Here is a 25,567-nt window from a genome sequence, read left to right as displayed (position 1 = left end):
TGAACTAGATATAGTGACTTTTTCTAGGCCTGTTTGTACAACACAAGGTCGCCTCTTAGTCCCTTCAGCAAGCCAATACACATAATGAGCAGGAGCAAGGTAAAAGGAAGGCCTGTGGTAATCGCTGCAGCTTGAATGGCAGAGAGTGCATCTTTACCACCACCGACTAGCAAGGCAATCGCTATAACACCTTCTAACACTGCCCAGAAGACACGTTGTACTAATGGCGCATCGGTTTTACCGCCAGCGGTGATACCATCGATAACCAATGACCCTGAGTCGGAAGATGTCACGAAGAAAACCAAGACAAGAACAATACCAATGAAGGATGTAATGGATGTCAGAGGTAGATTCTGTAGCATCTGAAACATGGCTAGGGAGACACTTGTCAAACCGCCCGCTAAGGCGCCTACACCATTTTCAATTTGTGCAATAGCGGAACCACCGAAGGTCGCCATCCACACCATGGAAACAACGGTAGGAACAAGCAATACAGCGGTTAAGAATTGGCGAACAGTACGGCCACGGGAAACGCGCGCGATAAACATACCAACAAATGGAGACCAAGAAATCCACCAAGCCCAGTAGAACACGGTCCAGCCATGGTAGAAAGTTTGGTCAGTACGATCAATCCAGTTACTTAGTGGAATGATGTTTTCTACATAGCTGACGAAAATAGTTCCGATAGAACCAAAGATCGCGCCAGTGTTACCTACTATGATAATGAATATGGCAAAGACGGCAGCAAGCAACATGTTGATGTTACTGAGTAGCTTCACACCACCTTCAAGACCTCTTGCCACAGAGAAGATTGCGACACTGGTAACACCACAGATAACAACAATTTGGGTGGTCAGTGTATCTGGGATATTAAAGAGAAAGTTCAAACCACTGGAGGCTTGCTGCGCACCTAAACCTAGGGAGGTGGCTAAACCAAATATGGTGGCAATTACCGCAAGGACATCAATGCCGTGGCCAAGTCCCCCCCAGACACGCTCGCCTAAAAGAGGATAAAAAGCAGAACGAATGGTAAGAGGTAAGCCTTTATTGTAGGCAAAGAACGCAAGAGATAAAGCAACAACTGCGTAAATGGCCCATGGGTGAAGACCCCAATGGAACATGGTTGCCCCAAGAGCGAGCTTCGCAGCGGCTGGTGTATCTGGCTTGACGTTTAGAGGTGTGCCATACCAATCGGTATAATAGCCAACAGGCTCTGCCACACTCCAAAACATCAAACCAATCCCCATACCTGCGGCAAATAGCATAGAAAACCAGGTAATGGTGGAGTGTTCAGGTTTTGCATCCATACCACCTAAGCGTATTTTACCTAGGGGGGATAGGATTAAACCAATACAAAATATAACGAAAATGTTGCCTGCAATCATGAAAAACCAGTCAAAGTTAGCAATAGACCAACCCTTTGCGCCCAGCAAAACAGACTTTGCTTCCTCAGGGAATATGATAGTTCCAATGATAAAGGCAAGGATGATCAGTGCACTGGTACTAAAGACCGGATTAAGGATATCCATTCCTAAAAAGCGAATATTGTCTTGCCCCACTTTGTAGGAGGTATTGTATTCCAGCCGGCCATTGTCCGGCACATTCTTACTCATAAAATTCTCCCGAATTAAATTGACACGTCGAACTTGCTTAAACGAACACACTAGCTTTTTTAATGTTTAACACTGTAATGTTAGACAAATAGTCGGAATGATTTGTTCTTTATGCGACAAGAACGGTTCTATTTTCCCCTTTGCTTTGATGGCAAAGGCCTATAGCAGTTTGCTTTTCGATTAATGCGACAGTGAAGAGCGGATAAAATACTCTTTCCAAACAATTAGGTGGAGCAATTGTTGTCCACCTAGATATGCGGCTAAGATTTACATGAATTTACTTAGATGTCAAACTAATATGACAAAAAGGCGCTTTTAAGGTAAGAAGAGTTCGAGGAATTCGTTGAGAAAAAGTTTGCCTTTTTCGGTGGTCTGGATACGACGTTGCTGCCAGTCCTTTTCATGTAAAAAGCCTTTTTTTACGGCGATTTCACAGGCTTTGGTCAGGCTTTCAGGGATAGATTGATCGCAATAGTGTTGATATTCCTGCAAATCGAAGGCTTCAAATAAGCGTAGGCGGTTCATCATAAATTCGAGCGGCCGGTCTTCTTGTTCAATGGCCTCTTTAATGACTAAAGTCTCTGGCAAGGTGTTCAGATAGTGATTTGGGTGTCGAGTCTTTCGTGTACGAAATATTTGACCATTACTTAACGTTAGCTTGCCATGGGCACCCGCTCCGATGCCCAAATAATCCCCAAAACGCCAATAATTGACATTGTGTCGAGCTTGATAATTGGTTTTGGCGTTTGCTGACACCTCATATTGGCTATAACCATGCTTGTCCAATTTGGCCTGTCCTGCATCTTGAATGCCCCAAAGGGTATTGTCCTCAGGGAGAGTGGGCGGACGACGATAAAACTCTGTATTGGGTTCGATGGTGAGCTGATACCAAGAAAGATGCTCGGGATCTAATTGTATGGCTAACGAAAGGTCATCCATGGCCATTTCCAGACTTTGGTCAGGCAAACCGTGCATCAAATCCAAGTTGATATTATCGAACCCGGCTAGACGGGACTTATCCACAGCCTGAATGGCTTCTTCACGGTTGTGGATTCTTCCTAGGGTTTTCAACAGGTTTGGTTGAAAGCTTTGTATGCCAATTGAAAGACGGTTGATGCCTGCTTGACGAAAATGGCGAAACTTTTCTTGCTCAAAAGTGCCAGGGTTCGCTTCCATGGTGATTTCGGCGTTGTCTGCCCAAGAGAGCTTGTCTCTTAAGGCATCCATTAAGTGATAGTAAAAATCTTCGCTCATCAAACTGGGGGTGCCACCACCAATAAAGGCCGTTTGAATGGTGCGTCCTGCTACATAGGGTAAATCGGCGTCCAAATCGGCTAATAATTGTTTTAGATAGGCTTGCTCTGGCAACTTACCGTCTTGCCCAAAACGATCGGCCTGATGTGAGTTAAAATCGCAATAAGGGCATTTGCGTACACACCAGGGTAAGTGTATGTAGAGACTCAGTGGCGGCAAGGGGGTCGTGAGTTGGCTCATAAGCGGGTTGGCATCTCTTGAAAAGCCGAGAGCAGCTGCTTTAGCGCTTTGGCTCGATGGCTGATTTGGTTTTTAATCTCTTTCGGAAGACTTGCGGCACTGCAGCCACATTCAGGTACATAGAATAAAGGATCGTAGCCAAAACCTTCTTGGCCTTCTGGGTCGGTGACAATGCGTCCTTCCCAAATACCGTGAAACACCAAGGGGGTTGGATCATCCTTGTGTCTTAGGTAGGCTAATACGCAGTGAAAGCGTGCCGTTCGCTCAAAGTCAGGCACTCCCTCAAGCTTTTTGAGTAATAACGCATTGTTGGCTGCGCTGTTGCCATGATCCCCAGCAAAGCGCGCAGAATAGATACCTGGTGCGCCCTTTAGATAATCTACTTCAATGCCAGAGTCGTCTGCTAAGGCGGGTAGCCCGGTATGAACACACGCATGTCGTGCTTTTAAAATGGCATTTTCGATAAAGCTTAACCCTGTTTCATCGGCATCTTGTACATTAAATTCGCTCTGCGGTTTTACGTCGAAACCCACATGGCTAAGCAGGGCATTAAATTCTTTGATCTTGCCTGTGTTGTTGCTGGCTAAGACGATGGTTTGACTCATCCTGGTTCCCCTTAGGTAAAATGACGGCTTAGGTTTCTCGACGGCTAAGCTTGTCGATGTGTTTTGGATAAAAAAGGCGACTTAATGCCGCCTTTAACCTAGTGCATTGGCTTATTAGCGACTAACATGAAAAACGGCGGTTTCACTAAAGATATTGGGCATGGAGCGAATCCACCAGTGATCTTTTAGTTGCCCATCCACCGCCGCCCAGCGCAGAATTTTGATGTTTTTCTCATGACAAAGACGTTCAAAATCATGAAATGTACAAAAGTGTATGTTGGGCGTATCGTACCAATTATAGGGTAAGAAATCAGAGACTGGCATTCGCCCTTTGAGGCCAAGATGGATACGGTTACGCCAATGACCGAAATTTGGGAAGGTAATGATGCATTCTTTGCCAATGCGTAACATTTCGTCAAGGAGTAAATCAGGGCGACGAAATTGTTGCAAGGCATGGGTCATAACGACGAGATCAAAACTTTGATCCTCAAAGTTATGTAGGCCTTCGTCGATATTTTGCTCCAATACGGGAATCCCTTTTTCGATACAGATATTCAGGTTATCTGGATCAATCTCCAGACCATAGCCGTGTACCTGCTTATCACCAATTAGGTGTTGTAATAATTCACCAGGGCCACAGCCTAAGTCCAGTACACGGGTATTGGGCTGAATCCATTCATCGATCATCTCTAAATCAGAACGCATCTTATTTGCCCTCCATTGTTAAGCGCTTGGCGACTCGCGTCAAAAAACTGCTGAGCGCATTCATGTATCGAGGAATGGGGAATAAAAACGCGTCGTGCCCTCCATCTGCTTCGATTTTGGCATAGGAAACATGTTTACCCGCTTTGACTAAGGCATTGACAATTTCTTCGCTGCGTTCTGGGGCAAAGCGCCAATCCGTGGTGAAGGACACGAGTAAAAATTCGCACTGAGCTCGACTCAATACGGCGGCTAAATCGCCATTGGTTTGGGCGGCTGGGTCAAAGTAGTCGAGTGCTTTTGTCATTAACATGTAGGTATTGGCATCGAAACGCTTGGTAAAGGCCTCGCCTTGGTAACGCAGATAGCTTTCTACTTCGAATTCAATGTCGTAGTTATACTGGTAAGCATCATGGCGCATTTGCCGACCAAACTTGGCCCCCATGGCATCATCGGACAAATAGGTAATGTGACCCAGCATGCGGGCCAATCCAAGGCCATTGGTGGGAATTGTCTCTTGATCAAGGTAGTTGCCATCGTGAAATTCAGGATCACGACGAATGGATTGACGGGCGACTTCGTTAAAAGCAATGTTTTGTGTCGAGAGTTTGGGGGCGGACGCGATGATGGCGGCGGCTTTTAACCGATCAGGAAAACGGATGCTCCATTCTAGTACCTGCATCCCACCTAAACTGCCACCCACGATAGCAGCGAAGGTGTGTATTCCCAACCGATCTGCTAAGCGGGCTTGGCTTTCCACCCAATCTTCTACGGTGACAATGGGGAAATGCGCGCCCCATATCTGATTGGTCTCAGGATTAATTGAGGTGGGGCCTGTACTGCCACAACAGCCTCCAAGGTTGTTTAAGCTCACAACAAAAAATTGTTTAGTATCAATGGCTTTGCCTGGGCCAATGGCAGAATCCCACCAACCAGGTTTTTTGTCTGACATATCATGGTAGCCAGCAGCATGGTGATCGCCACTTAATGCATGGCAGATCAAAATGGCATTAGATGCCTGTTGGTTTAGTTCGCCATACGTTTCATAAACTAATTGATAGCTGGATAAGGTTTGGCCGCAAGAAAGCGTCAGCGGAGTATCGAATTGCGCGATTTGTGGCACAACTACGCCAACGGAGTTGGCTGGAAGAGTGTCCGGCATAGGCTTTATATTTGTCCTAGTGAAATAAATCGACGTCCCGTGAAAATAGGGGGATTCATCTTATGAATAATGGAGCAACAGTCTAGCGGTTGACGCCAGCCCCATCAAGAGAGTGTGATGAAAAACCGCTTCTATGATAAGTGGTGCTGGACATTTGTCATCGAAGCGGTGTTTTTAGGTACCTGCTGGCTTTGCTTAAAGTACCTGTTTAACTCAACGTAAAGACCTTCGTTTTGTTGGATAATTCCGCTGCAGACGTTTTAATGCTTTGCGTTTTGTCTGCGAGGGTCTCAATGGAGCCTGTATCATGGCTGAGTTGCTGAGCAATGGTATCCATCTCGGTGCTCATTTGAATTGCCGTGCTGGCGACATCCTGAATGTCTGAGGCCATTGAGTCGGCCGATTGGGAGCTGGTTAGGGCTTTGGATTCGATGGTATGAATGGCCGTTTCCGCTTTGCTGCCGTTTTCCTCAATGACTTTTAAGCTGTCTTGACCGCTTGCCATGGTAGAAATAGCACCTTGGGTAGAGGTCTGGATAACATTAACAATATCGGTGATCTTAGCGGTCGCATCCACGGTTTTTTCCGCTAGGGAACGAACTTCATCCGACACGACGGCGAAGCCTCTTCCTGCTTCACCAGCGCGAGCCGCTTCTATCGCCGCATTTAAGGCTAATAAGTTAGTTTGGCTCGCAAGATCGTTAATCATGCCGATAACATTATCGATATTGTTCGATAAACGTCCTAATTCGTTCAGTTGGTCGCCTGTGGAATTGACCACGTTGATGGTGGTCTTCAGGTTGTCGAGTACCATTCGTATGGTTTGCGAGCCCATTTTTGCCGATTCATAGGTTTCACTGGAGTGGGTGCGTAGCGTATCTGTGGTGGTTGAAAGTTGGGTAATGCGCTTGGAAATGTCGTCTGTGGCGCTGGCGAGAGATTGGGTTCTGTTATTAATTCCCCGATTACTGTTGGCTATTTCCCCTATTGTGCCACTGATGTCTGTTGCCATGTCGTTGACGGTATCGGTGGTGTTGACCACTTCTTTCAATACATGATCAAGGCCCTGTGTCATTTCGTTTAAAGAGAAGCTGAGTGAATCAAATTCATCATTACGACGTTCGTTGACAACTGACTTGGCCGTCATGTCACCCGCTTTTATTTTAATTAAATCGTTCATAATACGTTTTAATATGTTACGAACGTTGCGGCCTATGCTCATGATCAATAATGCCACGATGAGTGGGACCACTATGCTGACTATCCATAAGCTGATGTTGGCTTGCTGCGAATGTCGCTTGGCATTTTCTTCTGCATTAAGAACAATGTTCTTAATGAGCTTGGCGGTCGCGAGTTGGCTCTTATTAAATTGGGCTTTTTGTTTAGAGAAGGCGCTATCGGCAGCATCTAGAGAGGCGTATTCTTTACCGTATTGAATAACGGCATCATGATAGACCTGAGCCTCTTTGCCATACGTGTCTTCAAAGCCAAAGTTGTTAAAACGAGTATTGAGTCGATCATAACTTGTGTTGAACTGGTCGAGATATTCTTGGGAGGGGCCGAATAAGTAGCTGGCTTCGGCTCTACGCACATTGGTGAACTCACGGCGTAATAAGCTCAAGGAGTGAATGTCTTGCGCGATTTTGCTCCCCATTTGATCAATTTTACCGCGCAAGCCAGAGTTTGCATCAAAGCCTATAATATGACGTTTTTTGGCAAGGTTGAGCAGAGCACTGCTATAGTGGTTAAGGTCTGTCTGTGTGCTTTTTAAAATGGCCTTCAGCTCGGAAGATTGACTGCGTTCAATATTGGTTTGGATAACCTTATTGTTTTCTTTGATCTGTTGATTAAGGGTTGAGAGGTAATCTGGGTAGCGTTTATCGTCTAAATCGCGAAGTTGATCGGCGATTTCCAGCATATTGATGCTCAGTGCATCGTTCGAGTGTTGTATTTTCGACAAGGTTCTTAAGTGCTCGTTGGCGGCGTTTTGGGATGCTGAACCTTGCATGGCCACAAAGGTCACAATGGCAAAGCCGAAAATAACAGTGATGAGCAACAAAAGTAATTTGGTGCGGAACGTGAGGTTGCTAAGCATAGTGTCCTTCCATATAGCAATGAATCGACGGATTGCTCTTTGACTGAGCGGTGTCGTCGGTTTAGTTAAGAAACGATACTTTGTTTATGCAAGTTTTGTGCACGTTGTGTTATGTGTTATTGATAAAAAGAATCGTGGATGAGGTTGTGTAAGGTTGCACTGATAGGGGGCATTGCACAGACAATGAGGTCATTAAACCTATTGATGGAAGGGCGAATACTTCCTGATTATAACCTCAGTACTTCATGACCTGCTGCCATGATGTCCTGAGGCTCGATAAAATCATTAAGAATGCCGTGTGTTATCGTTGATCTATGGTACTGGTTAATGGTGCTTATTGATGTCGAATAAACGGTAAACTAATTGCCCAGCGGCTTTTTCTTTTAGTAGCGTCCAATGATCGGGTAAGGGTGGCAGTGTGGCTTCTTTTTCCATTTCAATGTACACCATCGCGTGATCTGCCAGCCAGCCTTTGTCCAAGAGAGGCACAATCTGCGACATCCAGTCTTTCCGGAAAGGAGGGTCTAGAAAGATCAAATCCATCGGTATGGGAGTCGCTTCCATTAAAAAGTCTTTAGTGTTCTGTTGAATAACCTTTGCGTTCTGAGCTTTCAAGGTGTCTAGGTTGACTTGCATTTGCCGTATCACCACCTTTGAATTGTCCACAAACAGCGTGCTTTTAGCACCCCGTGACAGGGCTTCTAGACCGAGGGCACCAGAGCCACAAAATAGGTCCGCGCATTGTGCGCCAGGGACGAAATGATTTATCCAATTAAATAAGGTTTCACGCACGCGATCTGGCGTAGGGCGCAAGCCTTCGATATCAGGAATAGGCAGCTGCCGGGAGCGCCACTCACCGGCAATAATGCGCAATTTTGCCGTGGATTTTTGGCTGGTCTTAGTGGTTTTTTTACCGGGCTTTTTGTTCATGGTGTAACCTGATTTTCTTGATAAGAGGAGGTAATAAATAGGTATTTCAGTGCTGCTTGATAGTTTTTTTGCGTGAAGGTATCGATGGCATTTTGGTAGTGTTTCGCAAAGTCTGATGGCGTCAATGCACTGTTAGGTGGCGTCACTTCGGTTGCCATTTTTATCCACCAGTCAGGTGAGTGAGACCGTTTGTTAAGCTGTTGCTGAAAAGACGTGAACAGGGTTTTAAAATGCTTGTTCTCGGTAACAGAGGGAAGTGTTTCCGTGTTAATGGCATCCTTCATATGGGCAAGAGGAAGTGTCTTAGTCTCTTGACTATGTTGTACTCGCCACCAAGCCCAAGGGAGCCGTGGCGATAAGATGAAATTGAGTTGGGCATATTGTGTGGTGTTTTGTTTGTTAAGAGTATCGATTATATTTGCTCCCCATAATTGTAAGCTAATCCAATCTTGGACTGAGCGAAGCGGCCTGAGGGCGATGCCTTGTTGAGTCAGGCCTTGCTGTGCTTCTTCCTTGCCTAAGACATGGCTATGGGGGTTGACCTTGAATGACAGGGGAGACAGAGAAGGTGTACGCCGAAAATGCTGGGTAATGCGATTCAAACTTGCGATAACGGCTTGCTTTGTTGCTTTGTCCATATTTCCAACAAGGGTAATACGGCTAACATGCTGGGTGAGTTGGTGATAATAATCGGTGACTTGTTCTCTGGTTACCTGCTTTTTTAATTGAGCATAGCTTTTCTCTGCGGGTGTTTCAGTGGAGCGGCTGACCGGAAGAAACAGCGCTTGTTGCATTGTGAACAAAGCGGACAGATCTGGGTCATTAATACGTTGCCAGCGATAAAAAGACAGGGCCTTAAACATGGGGTGTGTTAGCCACTGAGTCAGTATATTTAAAGTCGGTTTGAGAAAAGAGGAGGTGCTATTGGCCGTAATATACAGCGTCTGCCCTTCATGGTTATAACCACTGCTGACACTGGCGGTCAGGGGGGATAAACGTTGGTTGATGGTCGAGCTGATTAAAGGTAAGGGGTCATCGAGCATCATGGATAAAGTCGCATCGGTTAACGCAAGATTATGCTCTGGTGCGTTGAAAGACAGGGCAATGTTGAGTTTATTGCTGCCTTTCCAATCGTCTTGAGTGAGCCATACGACGGGTATACCTGAATCCGTCTGCCATGTTTCGATGGCCATTTTCGGATAAGTTATTGGCTTGGGAGCGGTGGAATTGAGAGCCCAAATGGCCAAGGTGGAAAAAATCATAATGCCGGCCAGCACGGGTTTACTGAAAAGAGGCTTTTGACTGTTAAACATAAGGGACCATTGTAAAGACAGATATTGGGTAATTTTCCATAAAACTAGACCTGCTTGCTAATCGGAATGATGATAAAATCACCGCTTCTAGGGCCAACTTATCTGGCTTCTATATGAATAATAGCACTTCACTGGTGCAAACCGCATCAGTCTACATATAAGAGATTAATTTGATGGAATTTGTTAATCAGTTCATTGCTTTTTTAACGCCGTATTTGGGGGAGTATGCCCGCTATGCTCCGATGGCTATTGGCACAATATTGGTGATTATTGCCGTGGTTGTGCGCCGCCGTGTACTAAGGCAAATGAGTGCAAGAAAACGATCTGAGCAAAAAAAGGGTACAGATACACAATCAGAAGCCGTATCCGAACCAAGCTCAGAAGCATCAGTACATACAACGTCTACTGATGAGCAGGTAAGTGAAGCCAGTATAGAATCCGACGTGTCCTCTTCGAATGAACAAACCAGTGTAGTGGCTTCGGTTGAAGAAGAGCAAGCAATAGAGCAGCCCCCTCTTCAAACAGAAAAAGAGGAAAAGGTTTCTACGCTTTCTTGGTCGCAGCGTATTAAGTCTGGACTATCGCGTACCCGACAAGGGTTAGGTGGCGGATTATCTTCTATTTTGGTGGGCAGTAAAAAAGTCGACGATGATCTGTTAGAAGAGCTAGAAACACAATTATTGGTTGCCGATGTAGGGATTGATGCGACGAAATCCTTGATTGATGGTCTAACGGAAAAGCACAGTCGTAAAGAGTTAAAAGATTCGAATGCTCTATTAAACAGCTTAAAAGGCGAAATGAGCGATATTCTGAGTGGCTCACAAAAAGCACTTGATCCGACCAAAAAGGATGGCCCTTTTGTTATTCTAATGGTGGGCGTGAACGGGGTTGGTAAAACCACCACCATTGGTAAGTTGACGAAAAAATATCAAGCAGAAGGCAAAAGTGTGATGTTAGCGGCTGGTGATACGTTTCGTGCCGCGGCGGTAGAACAGTTGCAAGTTTGGGGCGAACGCAATAATGTGCCTGTCGTGGCGCAACATACAGGAGCGGATTCGGCGTCGGTTATTTACGATGCCATTGAATCGGCGAAAGCCAAAGGGGTAGATGTGGTTATCGCCGATACGGCTGGTCGCTTGCAGAACAAAGCCAATTTGATGAATGAACTATCAAAAGTGGTTCGTGTGATGAAAAAATTGGATGTCGGGGCACCCCATGAAGTGATGTTGGTATTGGATGCCGGCACGGGGCAAAATGCGCTCAGCCAAGCGAAGCTTTTTACCGAGGCGGTCGGTGTGACAGGGATTACTTTAACGAAGCTCGATGGTACAGCGAAAGGTGGAATTATCTTTGCTATTGCCAAACAGTTTGGTTTACCGATTCGTTATATCGGTGTCGGGGAGCAAGTGGATGATTTACGTCCTTTTGTTGCTCAAGAGTTTGTAGACGCTTTATTTGATAGTGAGTAAGAGAGAAAACGATAGCAAGAATGAATAACTTCTTTACTATGTAGTGGCGACGCTTCTATGGTCATAATGTCGCGTATGCGGTCATAGTGTAACGGTGAAAAAGGAAATATTGACAGCGTGGAAATCGAATTTCAGCGAGTTGGCAAAAAGTATGACAGCGGGCAAGAAGCATTGTCACAAGTGAGTTTTCACTTAAGACAGGGTGAAATGGCGTTTCTTACTGGTCATTCTGGTGCGGGAAAAAGCACTTTAATGAAACTCATGATGATGATTGAGCGTCAAACATCGGGCCAAATTCTTGTGGATGGCGTGGATCTTCGCACCTTGAGTCGCCGAGCCATTCCTTATCATCGTCGCCGTGTTGGTGTGGTCTTTCAAAATCACCAACTGTTGTTTGATCGTAGCGTGTTTCACAATGTAGCGCTGCCTTTACAGGTGAGTGGAGCGGATCCTGAGCAAACCGCCAAGCGGGTTCGTGCGGCGTTGGATAAGGTGGGATTGTTGGGAAAAGAAAAATACAATCCAATGGCTTTATCCGGCGGTGAACAGCAACGAATTGGCATTGCTCGTGCGGTCGTTAATAAACCTCAATTACTGCTTGCAGACGAGCCAACGGGTAACCTTGACCCTAAATTATCGGCGGAAATTATGAACCTTTTCCAAGAGTTTAATAACGTCGGTGTGACGGTGTTAGTGGCTAGCCATGATTTGGCACTGGTGGCGCGAATGCGTCATCGAGTGTTGACCTTGAACCAAGGACGCATGGTAAACGATGGAGGGTTTGCTTAAATGCCACAAAAAAACACTCGCCGTGGCGCCACCCGTCAGTCGGTTAAGGCCACCAAGCATCGTTGGTCAAAACGATCTTCGTTTAGTTTAAAACTGTATTTACGTCAGCATCAAAACACTCTGACGGAAAGCTCAATGCGCTTGTTGAACTACCCGTTAGCAAGCGTGATGACGGTGATGGTGATTGCTATCGCTTTGACACTGCCTGGCAGTTTGTATGTACTCCTCAAGAACGTACAATCGATTACCAATAATTGGGATAAGCAATCGGCGATTACCCTGTATTTATTTCCACAGGTAGATGATACCCAGGCACTGGCTTTATCGCATCGACTGTCGGCACGACCGGATGTGGCGTCAGTAGACTATATATCAAAAGAAGAAGGTTTGAGGGACTTTGAGCGTTGGAGTGGCTACACTCAGCTGTTGTCCTCCTTACAGGGGAACCCTTTGCCGATTGTGCTGAAGGTCATCCCGAAAATAGTGGTATCTGAGCAAACCTTACCGGCATTAGAAACATTACGTAAACAATTAGCGGCACAAGGAGAAGTGCAAAATGCTGTGTTAGACGCCCAATGGTTGGAGCGCCTGGCTAACATCTTGAGTTTTGGGCAGCGTTTGGCTTATGCGTTATCAATATTGTTGATTGTGGCAGTGCTACTGATTGTTGGTAATACCATTCGTATGGCCGTGGAGAGTCGGCGTGATGAAGTGCTGGTGATGAAGTTGGTTGGGGCCACAGACAGTTATATTCGCCGACCCTTTTTATACATGGGGTTGTGGTTTGGAGTGTTGGGTGGCTTTTTTGCCAGTCTGTGCATTCTCATATTAAGCTGGTGGGTAAGCGCTCCTGCTGAGCGTTTGATTGAACTGTATGGTTCGCATTTTAAACTGCAGACATTTAATGCAGATGAGATCGTTTTGTGTTTAACTATTAGTGCATTCGTTGGCATAAGCGGTGCATGGATAGCCGTTAACCGCCATATTGCCAACATTGAGCTGTAGAGAGTTGAGGGAATGTCGGTTTAAATTTATACTTAAAAGCATATTTATCCACATTTTTGTCACACATAAGCAAGATTAACTTGCTAGTATCAATCTACATTAAGCATGAATCTACAGAGGTGGAAATAGAGATGGGTAAAGCTCTGCAGCCTATAGATATGATGATTCCAGGTCAGAACCTTGAATCGTACATACAGGCAGTTAGCACAATTCCAATTTTGTCGGCCGATGAAGAAAAGGCGCTGGCGGAACGTCTTTATTATAAAGAGGACTTAGAAGCAGCCCGTACGCTGGTCATGTCTCATTTACGATTTGTTGTTCATATCGCAAAAAGTTATTCAGGCTACGGATTAGCGCAAGGTGATTTAATCCAAGAAGGCAACGTCGGCTTGATGAAAGCGGTAAAACGCTTTAATCCAGAAGTTGGTGTGCGCTTGGTGTCTTTTGCTGTACATTGGATTAAAGCTGAGATCCACGAATTTATTTTGAAAAACTGGCGCATTGTCAAAGTGGCGACGACTAAAGCCCAGCGTAAGATGTTCTTTAATCTTCGTAGTGCTAAGAAGAGCTTGTCTTGGTTTAGTAACTCGGAAGTGGAGTCTGTTGCCAGCGATTTAGGGGTAACGCCAGAAGTTGTACGCCAGATGGAAGGTCGTTTGAGTTCATCTGATATGGCTTTTGATGCCTCAGCGGATGACGATGATGAAGCGGCTTATCAAGCACCCTCTCAGTACTTAGAAGATCATCGCTACGATCCAGCTACCATGCTTGAAAATGGTAATTGGGAGGCGGATTCAAATAACCGTCTTGAGCTAGCCATGTCTGATTTGGATGAGCGCAGCCGTAATATTTTAGTACAGCGTTGGTTGTCTGATGGTAAGTCGACACTGCATGAGTTAGCTGATGAGTATGGCGTGTCAGCAGAACGTATTCGTCAGTTAGAAAAGAATGCGATGAAAAAGATTCGTCAGGCAATGGGTGATGGTCAGTTTGACTGATTGCGGCTAATCACATCGCTTTCGCTATAGATTGGGTAATCGTTGGTTGTTAATTTTTCAATCCCTTTGCCTTCTTTATTCTAAAACCTCTTCGGAGGTTTTTTTGTGCCTGAAGAACCTGAAAATTAACGACTTTGTAGTTCGCCGCCCGGTAAAAACTGCCAAGTACGAATGATTTCTAGCTTATCAGCTTCTTTCTTTAGCGCCTTGGGGAAAGGTTCAAATGGTTCAGCAAGGCGTACAATGCGCATGGCGGCATCGTCTAAGATACGAATGCCTGAGGAATGCAGCACTTCTATACTGTCTACATAGCCATTTGGCTTGATCATGACGGCTAAGCGTAGTTGTCCATAGAGGTGATTGCGTTTGGCTTCCACTGGGTAATGACTATTCCCCACTCGTTCAATTTTTCGTCGCCAATCGTCGAGATACTTGGCATCGACGGCGGATTTAGCAGAGACGGACGTCAGGCGACGAATGCGAGGTCGTTTGGCATAGGCTTGACGTTGTCGGTCTAGCAAGGCTTCTAGGGTCGAAATATCGCTTGATAGGTGGTCGGGTATTTGTGTTTCTCCCCGAAAGCGTTCTTCGAGTGTTTTTTGTCGTTTTTCGGGCCGAGGTTTGACCTTAAAGACTGAGTCTTTGTCTTGTGTTGTGATCAGCTGTTGTTTATTGGATGGTTTGTGGGAGGCAATTTGAGGTTGCACAGGTGGCGTCACATCTTGAATGTTATCCGATAAAAACTGAGCGGTTTCCGTGGTGGTCAATTTATGCTTGCGAAGTTCTGTTCCGCTGGCTTGTTGATTCGCTTGGGCGATAAAGTCAGCGTCTTTTGGGGCTTTTGAAGAGTGGCGAACCAAGGTCACTTCTAACGTCTTGGGTTTGATGCTGGGTAATGAAAAATTAAAGCCAATCGCCACCACCAAAAGCACATGAATGCTAATGGCGATGAATAAGGCGATTAGGAATCGATCAGTAACCCGCACAATGAATCAGTTATTGGCTAGTCGTGCTTCGATTGCATCCATTAATACCATGGCGATATTAAGGTCAAACTGGGTGTCTAATTCGCGGACACAGGTTGGACTGGTGACGTTGATTTCAGTGAGGTAATCACCGATAACATCCAAACCGACAAACAGAAGATTTTTTTCTTTCAAGGACGGAATGACTTGGTCGCATATCCAGCGATCACGATCGGTCAGGGGGCGTCCTTCGCCACGGCCACCTGCGGCTAAATTGCCACGGGTCTCACCAGAGGCGGGAATGCGAGCCAGTGCATAGGGAATAGGCTCACCGTTGACCACAAGAATGCGTTTATCACCCTGCTTGATTTCGGGGATAAATTTTTGTGCCATGATCTGTTCAGAGCCCATGTTGGTGAGTGTTTCAATAATCACACTGACATTGGCGTCATCTGGCTTGAGTCGGAAAATAGAAGAGCCACCCATGCCATCTAATGGTTTGAAAATCACATCACCGTGTTTTTTATGAAAGGTTTTGAGTAAATCGCTACGACGGGTGACGAGGACTTCTGGACAGCATTGTGGAAATTGGGTCGCAAACAACTTCTCGTTGCAGTCACGGAGGCTTTTCGGATCATTGACCACCATGGCACCATCCCGTTCGGCTTGTTCTAAAATCATTGTGCTATAAACGAACTCGCTATCGAACGGTGGATCTTTACGCATTAAAATGACATCCAACTCACCAAGGGCCATTTTGGTTTCTTCCCCTAGGTCATAAAAATGCTGAGGGTCTTTATATATTTGTAACGGCTGGATCATGGCAAAGGCTTTGCCATTTTCTAGAAATAAGTCTTTTTGTTCCATGTAAATCAGATCCCAGCCTTTTTCTGCTGCAGCCCAGAGCATGGCCAAGGAGGTATCTTTTTTGTAGTTAATGGATGAAATGGGATCCATTACAATGCCAAGTTTGATGGTCATAGTGTTTTTCCTAGTGCGATCTCGCGAAGGTAAAGCTTGTGTGAATCAATATAAAGATGATGCTATAGAAATATAAGGGTACTGAGAAAAAAAAACACCCTTAAATAAGAAGATAAATCGGAAGACGGGGTTCGTTCTAATAAACACTAGGCTTCCTGAGTCACTCGAAGACAAGTTGTGATGCTACTGGTATCCTTTGGCCTCTATTTTTGGTGTGCATTCTACAAACGTTCTGCACATGCCATTAAAGTGCTGTTTTGGCTGCTTTCAGGCTAAGCCGCTTAGTACGCCCCCTTACTGTATACTTTTATCAACACTGTAAATAGTCCATCTGGGTTCTACCTCAGTCTTATCTGCGGTGACATCGGCAATCACTCGGCGGTTTTTAGCCTGTCCTGCTGGGGTATCATTTGGCGCAATGGGGTCAGCTTCGCCATAGCCCCTGGCAGTGACTCTGTCTTTATTAATTTTAAAGACATTAATCAGGACATTGGCAATGGCGGAAGCGCGTTCCTCAGAGAGTGTAAGATTATTCTCTGGTAGTCCATCGCTGTCGGTATAGCCTTTGATTAATACGTGGCTTTTAGGGTGCTTATTAAGGAAATCAGCGAGGCGTTTAATTTGTTTATAAAAACGAGGCTCTACATTGTATTTGCCAGAAGCAAATAAGACTTTTAGATCCAGCTTTAATAGGGATACGGTGATAATAGGACAACCATTATTATCGACCTTGGCGCCAGCGGGGGTATTAGGGCAAAGGTCACGTTCATTGATGACACCATCATGGTCATTATCATCAAGTGATTGGGGATTAAAGTGATTTCCAAACAAAGTATCGCCGTAGGCAATGGATCCCATGCCTATGGCGATAACGAATATTAACCTTAAAAAAATCACTGCCAAGGACTATTGTCTCCACCAGAATCTATGAAAAGTGAATCATTAGAGCTATTTTTGTCATTTACCTGTGTATTGTTGTTACCTTGAGCAGCTGTGGGAGTATTCCCTGCTTTTGTCTCACTTGCTGTCTTTTCCACTTGCTTTAGCTGTTGTATCGGTGTGACAGCAGTACGTTCTTTTTTGTCTTTGTCAAAATGATCTGAGAAGCCCAGTGCTTCAGGACGATAAATTCTAAAAGCCCTCAATAAATCGCCTTTTGCATTAAAGAGACGGAACTCAGAATATAGCTCATCAAAATCCGTATTCACATAGTCTTGACGCGCTTGAAATAACTCGTTCTCACTATCTAGTACATCAAGCAAGGTACGGCGTCCTAAGCGAAACTGCTTTGCATACGCCACTTGAGACTCTTTTGTTGCAATAACATACTCTTTGAGGTAGCCCTTTTGCTCTTGGGTGGCTTGATACGACGCCCAAGCTAAACGCACCGCTTGCTGAGTTTCGCGAATCGTATTACGACGAATTTCAGACGCTTGAACACTTTGTTGAACCGCAGCTTCTTTTTTACGCTTATTACTGCCACCGCTGTATATATTGTACTTCAAGCGTATCATGGCTTGAAGGTCTTCATCAGGGCCAATAGTACCATCAATATTATGGTTCCACTTGCGCTCTAGTGTAAAGTTTATGCTTGGATAGTTTGCCCCATTAACGGACTTTATATAGCTTTCCGTGGCATCGACATCCCATTTAGAGCCAATGATTGCCGGATTATTCTTTAATGATTGGTCAACGGCCTGTTGTAAGGTCTTTGGCAATAGTGTGCGATCAGGCATTGGATAGATCATATTTTTGGGTGGCAGTTTTCCCACTACCTTTAGATAATTCGTTTCGGCATCGGAGAGATTGTTTAATGCGGCAGAGCGGTTCGCTCTAGCTTTTGCCACACGAGCGGTAATTTGGCTTAAATCCGATTCACGACCTATGCCTGAATCGGTTTTTAACTTGATTTGCTTGTAAATGCGTTCGTGTGTGGCTAAGTTCTGATCGGCCAACTTCAAAAGCTCGCGATAACGTAAGACATCCGTATAGGCTTTTGATGTTTTCAAAGCGGTGTCTTCCACTTTGATTAAGGCTTGCCAGCGATCAGATTGCGCTTCGCTATTTAAACGCTTCACATCGTAGGTGGTAGAAAAACCATTAAAAATGGGTTGAGTTAATGAGAGCACCGTTTCACGACGTGTTAGGCTGATATCGCTATTACGCGTATTGTCTTCATAGGATGTTTGGCGTCCAATGCCAGCCTCTAGGTCAATGCTGGGGTAAAATCCCGATCGATCTGCCTGCTCAGCGTTTTGTATATCTTCTCGATATTTAGCAAGTGCTTGACGTACAGTGGGGCTATTTTCAATGGCCTGGTAAGTTGCCTCTTCCAAGGTCATGGCAGACACCTGAACTGAAAATAAAAAGGCACTAAGGTACGTGACTCTGAGTATGGCGTTACGAACAAACATGAATATGTTCCTTTAAGGCTTGTAATACTACGTACTAATTTCGCTAGACTATGTTGACACCGTGTACGTCAATGAACAATTCATGCATGATTACATTTGGCGTTTTTTTGTTATTTAGCGTTAAGTCTAGATATCACCCCAAAGTAGGTTGATGGCTGTGAGTGCAACGATTGGAGCGGTTTCGGTTCGTAGAACTCGGGGTCCTAAAGATATCGCGCTAAACCCTTGATTTTTTGATGCTTTTACCTCTTCCTCAGTGAGGCCACCCTCGGGACCAATTAAGAGAGCGACGGCATTATTATCGGGTTTTTTGAAGTCTGTAATGGGTTTTGCACTGTGATGGTGCAGTGTTATTTTTAACATTTCGTTACAATTAAGAACCCATTCAGTGAGTTTTACGGGGGGATGAATGGTTGGAACGATTCCTCGGCCGCATTGCTCTGCGGCGCTGATGGCGACTTGTTGCCAATGGTTTTGTCGCTTTTCGGCTCTGCTATCATCCAGTTTCACTTCACAACGCTCGCTAAACAAAGGCTGAATCTCATACACTCCACTCTCTACGGCTTTTTGAATCGCATAGTCCATGCGTTCACCGCGAGACAACGTTTGTCCTAGCGTGACTTTTATTGGGGATTCGTTATTGAGCGGTTCAAATTCGCCAATGGCCACATTGGCAGAACGCTTCTCCACATCGCATAAGGTGCCGTGATATTGACCGCCTTTGCCATTAAAAAGGCGTATTGGATGGCCATTTTTCAAACGCAGTACTTTGCAGACATGTTGAAAAGAAGCATCAGGTAAAGCGATGATGGTGTTTTCAGTTAGTTCAATATCGACAAATATTCGTGGAATGCGCATCTCTTGTCCTATGCAAAATAAGGGAGAGTGGTAGAAATCAAAAAAGCCCTTTTCAACTTATAAAAGTCGAAAAGGGCTTTTATAAAGGCAACCCTTTAGATTATAAACCAGCCGAACGACGTAACGCGTCAGCTTTATCAGTTTTTTCCCAAGTAAAGTTTTCGCCTTCACGACCAAAGTGACCGTAAGCCGCTGTTGGTAAATAGATAGGGCGTTTCAGGTCAAGCATTTTGATCAAGCCTGCTGGGCGTAACTCGAAATGTTCGCGAACAAGTTGAGAAATCACATCATCGCTCACCTTACCCGTGCCAAAGGTATTAATGCTGATGGATGTGGGTTCCGCCACGCCGATGGCGTAGGACACTTGAATTTCACACTTATCTGCAAGGCCAGCTGCGACAATATTTTTCGCCACATAGCGACCTGCGTAAGCAGCAGAGCGGTCCACTTTAGATGGATCTTTACCGGAGAACGCGCCACCACCATGACGGGCCATACCGCCGTAGGTATCAACAATGATTTTACGACCTGTTAGGCCACAGTCGCCTACTGGACCACCAATGATGAATTGACCTGTTGGGTTGATGAAGTACTTGGTGTCTTTGGAGAGCCATTCTTCAGGAAGCACTGGTTTGATGATTTCTTCCATTACCGCTTCACGCAAGTCGGCCTGTTTAACATTGGCACTGTGCTGTGTTGATAGGACAACGGCATCAATGGCACACGGTTTGCCATTTTCATCATAACGGAAAGTAACTTGGCTTTTTGCGTCTGGGCGTAGGAAGTCTAACGTACCATTTTTACGAACGTCTGCTTGGCGTTGTACCAGACGGTGAGCGTATGTAATGGGGGCTGGCATTAATACATCGGTTTCGTTGGTGGCAAAGCCAAACATCAAGCCTTGGTCACCCGCACCTTGCTCTTTTTCGCTGGCTTCGTCCACACCGACAGCGATGTCGACGGATTGCTTGCCGATGGCATTCATGACAGCGCAAGATTCCCAGTCGAATCCCATATCGGAGCTGTTATAACCAATTTCGCGGATAACACCACGGGCGATATCTTCAATGTCGACCCATGCATTAGTACGAATTTCACCCGCTACTAAGACCATGCCTGTTTTGACTAGGGTTTCGCAAGCAACACGTGCTTCGGCGTCCTTTTCTAGAATGGCATCGAGAATGGCATCGGAGACTTGGTCTGCAATTTTGTCTGGATGGCCTTCCGAAACGGATTCGGAAGTAAATAAAGAATATTCTGACATGTTCAGTGCCTCTATCATCATGATGAATAAGCGCCAAACAGGCATAAAAAAACCCGCTTAGCAAAGTAAGGTAGCTAAACAGGTGATATTGCTTCTGTTTAGCTGATTTTATATAGCGTCCGCAAGCCGAAACAAATCGACGCTTATTAAGTGCGTTAAATGATCGATCATCTTTGGTGAAATATCAAGTCAAGATGGTCAGTTTTAGGGGTAAATAACATTCTTTTTTGCTAGGATGGTCTTAACTTAGTGCTGTTTCATCTTCTTTGCTCAATCTTAGTGCGCAATGTCAGTGAGAAGATTGCAAGGCTGAGTCATAGCATGGAAAATAGATTTTTATCGTTCGTTCAGTGATCAGGAGTGGAATAACAATGCCGTCTCGTAAAGAACTTGCTAACGCCATACGTGCTTTGAGTATGGATGCTGTACAAAAAGCCAAATCAGGTCATCCTGGAGCACCAATGGGTATGGCAGATATTGCGGAGGTGCTATGGAACGATTTTCTAAAGCACAATCCGAATAATTCTAAATGGGTAGATCGTGACCGTTTTGTGCTCTCTAATGGCCATGGTTCTATGTTGATTTATTCTCTCCTCCATTTGTCTGGCTATAAACTGCCAATGGAAGAGCTGAAGCAATTTCGCCAACTGCACTCTAAAACCCCTGGTCACCCAGAGTATGGCTACACAGATGGCGTTGAAACCACAACCGGTCCATTAGGCGCTGGTATTAGTAATGCTGTCGGTATGGCCATTGCAGAAAAAACGCTTGCGGCTCAGTTTAACCGTGAAGGCCACACGGTCGTCGATCATCATACGTATTGCTTTATGGGCGATGGCTGTATGATGGAAGGTATTTCTCACGAAGCGTGCTCGTTAGCCGGTACCTTGGGGCTTGGTAAATTAGTGGCTTTCTGGGACAACAATGGTATTTCTATTGATGGTGAAGTCGAAGGCTGGTTTTCTGATGATACGCCAAAACGCTTTGAAGCTTATGGTTGGCATGTTATTGCCGATGTGGATGGTCATAATCCCGAGGCCATCAAAGCGGCCATTGAAGCGGCCAAAGCGGAAACAAGCAAACCAACATTGATTTGCTGCAAAACCATCATTGGTTTTGGCTCTCCAAACAAATCGGGCAGCCACGATTGTCATGGCGCCCCATTGGGCGATGATGAAATTGCGGCGGCTCGTGAATTCTTGGGTTGGAAATACGCTCCTTTTGAAATCCCTGCAGATGTCTACAAAGGTTGGGATGCGAAAGAAGCGGGGGCGGCACGGGAAGCCGCGTGGGCAAAACAGTTTGACGCATACAAAGCGGCTTACCCAGAATTGGCAGCAGAATTTGAGCGTCGAGTGATTAAAGGCGAACTGCCAGCGGACTTTAGTGAAAAAGCGGATGCTTTTATCAAAGCGTCTCAAGAAAAAGGCGAAAACATTGCGAGCCGTAAAGCCTCCCAAAATGCGATTGGGGCTTTCGGGGCGATTTTGCCTGAATTGCTTGGAGGATCGGCTGACTTGGCGGGTTCTAATCTAACGCTTTGGTCTGGCTCAAAGGGCATCCAAAACGATCCTGCGGGTAATTACATCTACTACGGTGTTCGTGAATTTGGTATGAGTGGCATCATGAACGGTGCGTCTTTACACGGTGGTTTTATTAACTATGGTGCGACCTTCTTGATGTTTATGGAATACGCTCGTAATGCCGTGCGTATGTCCGCTTTGATGGGCATCCAAAATATTTTTGTTTATACCCATGATTCTATCGGCCAAGGGGAAGATGGTCCAACTCACCAAGCGGTTGAGCAATTGGCGAATCTGCGTACCACGCCAAATATGTCTGTCTGGCGTCCGGCGGATGCAGCCGAAACGGCTGTTGCTTGGAAAGCCGCGATTGAACGCCGTGATGGACCAACTTCTCTTGTTTTCTCTCGTCAAGGTTTGCCTGCACAAGCTCGTAACGATGAACAATTAGCCAATGTGGCGAAAGGCGGTTACGTACTACTAGACTGCGCTGGCACACCAGAACTGATCCTAATTGCAACCGGTTCAGAAGTGGGCTTGGCGATGGATGCGGCGAAAGTGTTGACCGAAAAAGGCAAAAACGTTCGAGTGGTGTCTATGCCATCGACAACGGTGTTTGATGAGCAAGATGCGGCTTACAAAGAGTCGGTATTGCCTCGTGCTGTAACGAAACGTATTGCCATTGAAGCGGCCCACAAAGACTTCTGGTACAAATATGTTGGTTTTGAGGGCGACATGGTGGCGATGACCACTTTTGGCGAATCGGCTCCGGGAGCGGATGTCCTGAACTACTTTGGGTTTACGGTTGAAAATGTCGTTGCTACGGCGGATAAACTGTAATTGACTAAAGTAATCCGTCTAAAAAGACAGGCAAATGATTTGCCTGTCTTTTTAGTTTCTCTTCTTTTTTTATAAAGAATGCATTTTGCGTTCTTCGTGGTGATGAAGTAAGGCTATGTTGCGAATCGCAATTAATGGTTACGGCAGAATTGGACGTTCTGTGCTGCGTGCTTTGTATGAAAATGGTCATCGTGATTATTTTCAAGTCGTGGCGATCAATGAATTGTCTGATATTGAGACGATGAGTTATCTGACTCGTTATGATACGACCCATGGCCGTTTCCCTAGACCTATCAATGTTGAAGGGAATTGTTTGCTCATAGGAGATGACAGCATTCAGTGCTTTTCCTGTGCAGAACCGAATGATTTGAATTGGGCCAAGTTAAATGTGGATATGGTGCTAGAGTGTTCTGGCAGCTTTTCCGAGCGTGAGCGGGCGCAAGCTTATCTGGATGCAGGCATACCCAGATTGTTGTTGTCGCAACCGGCAGCAGCGGACATGGATGCGACCATTGTTTATGGGTTTAATCAAGGAGACATTCGCCCAGATCACACGATTGTCTCAGCGGCGTCTTGTACCACGAATTGCTTGATTCCTATCTTAGATACGCTGACGACGTTTGCTGGTGTGGAACATGGCGTTACACAAACGATCCATTCTGCCATGAATGATCAGCCTGTGATCGATAGTTATCACACAAAAGATTTGCGGCTTACTCGCGCTGCTCTGAGCTCTATTATTCCTGTGGACACAGGGTTGTCTCGTGGTATTTCCCGTTTAATGCCTGAGTTAGAAGGTAAAATTGGCTGCAACGCCGTACGGGTTCCCACCCTGAATGTCTCTGTGATTGACTTGGTTATTCGTACGCAAAGAAATGTCACAAAAAATGAAATTAACCATGCCTTGCAAGAGGCGGCGACCTTAAAATACTTAGGGTTGATGGGCTTTACCCAAGAACCCCATGCGTCTGTCGACTTTAATCATGACCCGCGCTCTGTCATTATCGATGGAACACAGACCCAAGTGATTGATGGCCGGATGGTGAAGTTACTTTGTTGGTTTGATAATGAATGGGGCTATGCCAACCGAATGTTGGATGTGGCTAGGCATTGGGCTGATTTAATCAGTCAATAAACGATTGTATTGATACATCGGACCGTTATAAGACGAGGATAGTGTGCATGACTGTAATTAAGATGAAAGAGCTGGATTTAGCCAATAAACGTGTGCTGATTCGTGAAGATCTCAATGTACCTGTTAAAGGTGGAAAAGTGACGAGCGATGCTCGTATTCGTGCAGCCTTGCCAACTCTTAAGCTAGCGCTGGAGGCTGGGGCAAAAGTGATGGTGATGTCGCATTTGGGGCGTCCAACCGAAGGGGAATACGAAGCGGACTATTCTTTGCAGCCTGTGGCGAGTCACTTATCGGTTCTACTAGGACAGAACGTACCGCTAGCGAAAGACTGGTTGGGTGGTGTCGAGGTGGAAGCAGGCCAACTGGTTTTGCTTGAAAACGTGCGTTTCAATAAAGGTGAAGGCAGTGACGACGAAACGTTAGCCAAAAATATGGCGGCTCTGTGCGATGTGTTTGTTATGGACGCATTTGGCACGGCTCACCGGGCTCAAGCCTCAACTCACGGGGTGGCGAAATTTGCTCCTGTTGCCTGTGCGGGTCCTTTACTATCGGCGGAGCTGGAAGCCTTAGAAAAAGCCTTGGCAACGCCTGCTCGCCCAATGGCTGCGATTGTTGGTGGCTCTAAAGTATCGACGAAATTAACCGTACTGGAATCCTTGTCCGATAAAGTGGATCAATTGATCGTCGGTGGAGGTATTGCCAATACTTTCCTAGCCGCTGCAGGCTTGCCCGTGGGTAAGTCACTATATGAAGAAGATTTGATCCCACAAGCGAAAGCGTTAATGGCAAAAACCAATATTCCATTGCCTGAGGATGTTGTGGTGGCCACTGAGTTTTCTGCGAATGCAGAAGCGACCATCAAGGAAGCTAAGGATGTGGGGCCTGATGATATGATTTTGGATATTGGGCCTAAAGCCTCGGCTGCTTTTGCTGCCTTGCTTGAGAATTCACAAACCATTATTTGGAATGGACCGGTCGGTGTTTTCGAATTTGATCAGTTTGGTAGCGGCACCAAAGCGCTTGCGATGGCCATTGCTAAGAGTAAAGGGTTTTCTATCGCTGGCGGTGGAGACACACTGGCCGCGGTCGATAAATATGACATTACAGACCATGTGTCTTATATTTCAACTGGCGGTGGCGCTTTTCTAGAGTTTGTTGAAGGAAAAGTGCTGCCAGCGGTTGCTATGTTAGAAACCCGTGCGCAAAATTGAGTTAAGAGGGTGACGTAAGATCGCCCCATATTATAATGGCTTAAGCCAATCACGCTGACCGTATTGGTCTGTATCGATGAAAAAATAGTGTCATTGCTCCAGACCAATAATGAGTCGGCGGATATAAAACTAGAGAGTGACCTCTTGGTGTTGGTTCTATTAGACTTTACACTAGGAATGACAAGAAATGATAAGGCGTAA

The 25,567-nt window shown here is 45.6% G+C and carries 21 protein-coding genes and 1 riboswitch; of the genes, 7 read left to right on the top strand and 14 right to left on the bottom strand.

The window, feature by feature from the left end; translation table 11 throughout:
* Window positions 1-23 precede the first annotated feature (23 nt).
* From AC0VYG_RS23110 to AC0VYG_RS23075, 8 genes are all read right to left on the bottom strand, one after another.
* Complete coding sequence (locus AC0VYG_RS23110; RefSeq protein ID WP_475430173.1) at window positions 24-1,613, bottom strand: BCCT family transporter; 1,590 nt, start codon at window positions 1,611-1,613, stop codon at window positions 24-26.
* A 315-nt stretch (window positions 1,614-1,928) separates the two neighbouring features.
* On the bottom strand, window positions 1,929-3,107 hold the full coding sequence (gene hemW / locus AC0VYG_RS23105) for a radical SAM family heme chaperone HemW (protein ID WP_475430172.1): 1,179 nt from the start codon (window positions 3,105-3,107) through the stop codon (window positions 1,929-1,931).
* Complete coding sequence (gene rdgB / locus AC0VYG_RS23100) at window positions 3,104-3,712, bottom strand: RdgB/HAM1 family non-canonical purine NTP pyrophosphatase (RefSeq protein WP_475430171.1); 609 nt, start codon at window positions 3,710-3,712, stop codon at window positions 3,104-3,106. Before rdgB ends, hemW begins: the two co-directional genes overlap by 4 nt.
* 114 nt (window positions 3,713-3,826) lie before the next feature.
* Window positions 3,827-4,417, bottom strand: a complete 591-nt coding sequence (metW, locus tag AC0VYG_RS23095; protein ID WP_475430170.1) for a methionine biosynthesis protein MetW — start codon at window positions 4,415-4,417, stop codon at window positions 3,827-3,829.
* Between the two features lies 1 nt (window position 4,418).
* A complete protein-coding gene (metX, locus tag AC0VYG_RS23090; protein WP_475430169.1) occupies window positions 4,419-5,576 on the bottom strand; it encodes a homoserine O-succinyltransferase MetX in 1,158 nt (385 codons plus the stop codon).
* A 208-nt stretch (window positions 5,577-5,784) separates the two neighbouring features.
* The gene (locus AC0VYG_RS23085; protein WP_475430168.1) at window positions 5,785-7,671 is read right to left on the bottom strand and encodes a methyl-accepting chemotaxis protein; all 1,887 of its coding nucleotides are present in this window, start codon (window positions 7,669-7,671) and stop codon (window positions 5,785-5,787) included.
* A gap of 324 nt (window positions 7,672-7,995) precedes the next feature.
* Window positions 7,996-8,601: a 16S rRNA (guanine(966)-N(2))-methyltransferase RsmD gene (gene rsmD / locus AC0VYG_RS23080; protein WP_475430167.1), complete on the bottom strand. Its 606-nt coding sequence runs from the start codon at window positions 8,599-8,601 to the stop codon at window positions 7,996-7,998.
* The gene (locus AC0VYG_RS23075; protein ID WP_475430166.1) at window positions 8,598-9,914 is read right to left on the bottom strand and encodes a peptidase M16 family protein; all 1,317 of its coding nucleotides are present in this window, start codon (window positions 9,912-9,914) and stop codon (window positions 8,598-8,600) included. Before AC0VYG_RS23075 ends, rsmD begins: the two co-directional genes overlap by 4 nt.
* Window positions 9,915-10,087: 173 nt before the next feature.
* On the opposite strand from AC0VYG_RS23075, the gene ftsY reads away from it, so the two are divergent.
* The 4 genes from ftsY to rpoH all read left to right on the top strand — a co-directional run bounded on the left by ftsY (window position 10,088) and on the right by rpoH (window position 14,175).
* The gene (ftsY, locus tag AC0VYG_RS23070; protein ID WP_475430165.1) at window positions 10,088-11,383 is read left to right on the top strand and encodes a signal recognition particle-docking protein FtsY; all 1,296 of its coding nucleotides are present in this window, start codon (window positions 10,088-10,090) and stop codon (window positions 11,381-11,383) included.
* Between the two features lie 117 nt (window positions 11,384-11,500).
* On the top strand, window positions 11,501-12,172 hold the full coding sequence (gene ftsE / locus AC0VYG_RS23065) for a cell division ATP-binding protein FtsE (protein WP_475430164.1): 672 nt from the start codon (window positions 11,501-11,503) through the stop codon (window positions 12,170-12,172).
* Complete coding sequence (gene ftsX, locus AC0VYG_RS23060) at window positions 12,173-13,177, top strand: permease-like cell division protein FtsX (protein ID WP_475430163.1); 1,005 nt, start codon at window positions 12,173-12,175, stop codon at window positions 13,175-13,177.
* A gap of 131 nt (window positions 13,178-13,308) precedes the next feature.
* On the top strand, window positions 13,309-14,175 hold the full coding sequence (gene rpoH / locus AC0VYG_RS23055) for an RNA polymerase sigma factor RpoH (protein WP_475430162.1): 867 nt from the start codon (window positions 13,309-13,311) through the stop codon (window positions 14,173-14,175).
* Between the two features lie 125 nt (window positions 14,176-14,300).
* On the opposite strand, the gene AC0VYG_RS23050 is transcribed toward rpoH, so the two are convergent.
* The 6 genes from AC0VYG_RS23050 to metK all read right to left on the bottom strand — a co-directional run bounded on the left by AC0VYG_RS23050 (window position 14,301) and on the right by metK (window position 20,657).
* Complete coding sequence (locus AC0VYG_RS23050) at window positions 14,301-15,161, bottom strand: energy transducer TonB (RefSeq protein ID WP_475430161.1); 861 nt, start codon at window positions 15,159-15,161, stop codon at window positions 14,301-14,303.
* Between the two features lie 6 nt (window positions 15,162-15,167).
* Window positions 15,168-16,121, bottom strand: coding sequence for a glutathione synthase (gene gshB / locus AC0VYG_RS23045; RefSeq protein WP_475430160.1), 954 nt, complete (start codon window positions 16,119-16,121; stop codon window positions 15,168-15,170).
* A gap of 294 nt (window positions 16,122-16,415) precedes the next feature.
* Window positions 16,416-17,018, bottom strand: a complete 603-nt coding sequence (locus AC0VYG_RS23040; RefSeq protein WP_475432563.1) for an OmpA family protein — start codon at window positions 17,016-17,018, stop codon at window positions 16,416-16,418.
* Window positions 17,015-18,535 carry a TolC family outer membrane protein gene (locus AC0VYG_RS23035; RefSeq protein ID WP_475430159.1) on the bottom strand — a complete coding sequence of 507 codons (1,521 nt, stop codon included), beginning with the start codon at window positions 18,533-18,535 and terminating at the stop codon, window positions 17,015-17,017. Before AC0VYG_RS23035 ends, AC0VYG_RS23040 begins: the two co-directional genes overlap by 4 nt.
* Window positions 18,536-18,661: 126 nt before the next feature.
* Window positions 18,662-19,393, bottom strand: coding sequence for a 16S rRNA (uracil(1498)-N(3))-methyltransferase (locus tag AC0VYG_RS23030; protein WP_475430158.1), 732 nt, complete (start codon window positions 19,391-19,393; stop codon window positions 18,662-18,664).
* 100 nt (window positions 19,394-19,493) lie between these two features.
* Window positions 19,494-20,657, bottom strand: a complete 1,164-nt coding sequence (gene metK, locus AC0VYG_RS23025; RefSeq protein WP_475430157.1) for a methionine adenosyltransferase — start codon at window positions 20,655-20,657, stop codon at window positions 19,494-19,496.
* 77 nt (window positions 20,658-20,734) lie between these two features.
* Window positions 20,735-20,810, bottom strand: a riboswitch (SAM riboswitch).
* A gap of 218 nt (window positions 20,811-21,028) precedes the next feature.
* On the opposite strand from metK, the gene tkt reads away from it, so the two are divergent.
* The 3 genes from tkt (at window position 21,029) to AC0VYG_RS23010 (ending at window position 25,366) form a co-directional block, all read left to right on the top strand.
* The gene (gene tkt / locus AC0VYG_RS23020; protein WP_475430156.1) at window positions 21,029-23,020 is read left to right on the top strand and encodes a transketolase; all 1,992 of its coding nucleotides are present in this window, start codon (window positions 21,029-21,031) and stop codon (window positions 23,018-23,020) included.
* Window positions 23,021-23,135: 115 nt separating this feature from the next.
* Window positions 23,136-24,155 carry a type I glyceraldehyde-3-phosphate dehydrogenase gene (locus AC0VYG_RS23015; protein WP_475430155.1) on the top strand — a complete coding sequence of 340 codons (1,020 nt, stop codon included), beginning with the start codon at window positions 23,136-23,138 and terminating at the stop codon, window positions 24,153-24,155.
* Window positions 24,156-24,202: 47 nt separating this feature from the next.
* Entirely contained in the window at window positions 24,203-25,366 is a 1,164-nt protein-coding gene (locus AC0VYG_RS23010; RefSeq protein WP_475430154.1) for a phosphoglycerate kinase, read from the top strand.
* Window positions 25,367-25,567: the final 201 nt, after the last annotated feature.

It is taken from the genome of Marinomonas sp. 63XJN7_7_ISO-PGPR-S23-202 (assembly GCF_056173505.1).
The sequence above is the reverse complement of the archived record's forward strand: the minus strand, read 5'-3'. Positions and strand labels throughout refer to the sequence as shown.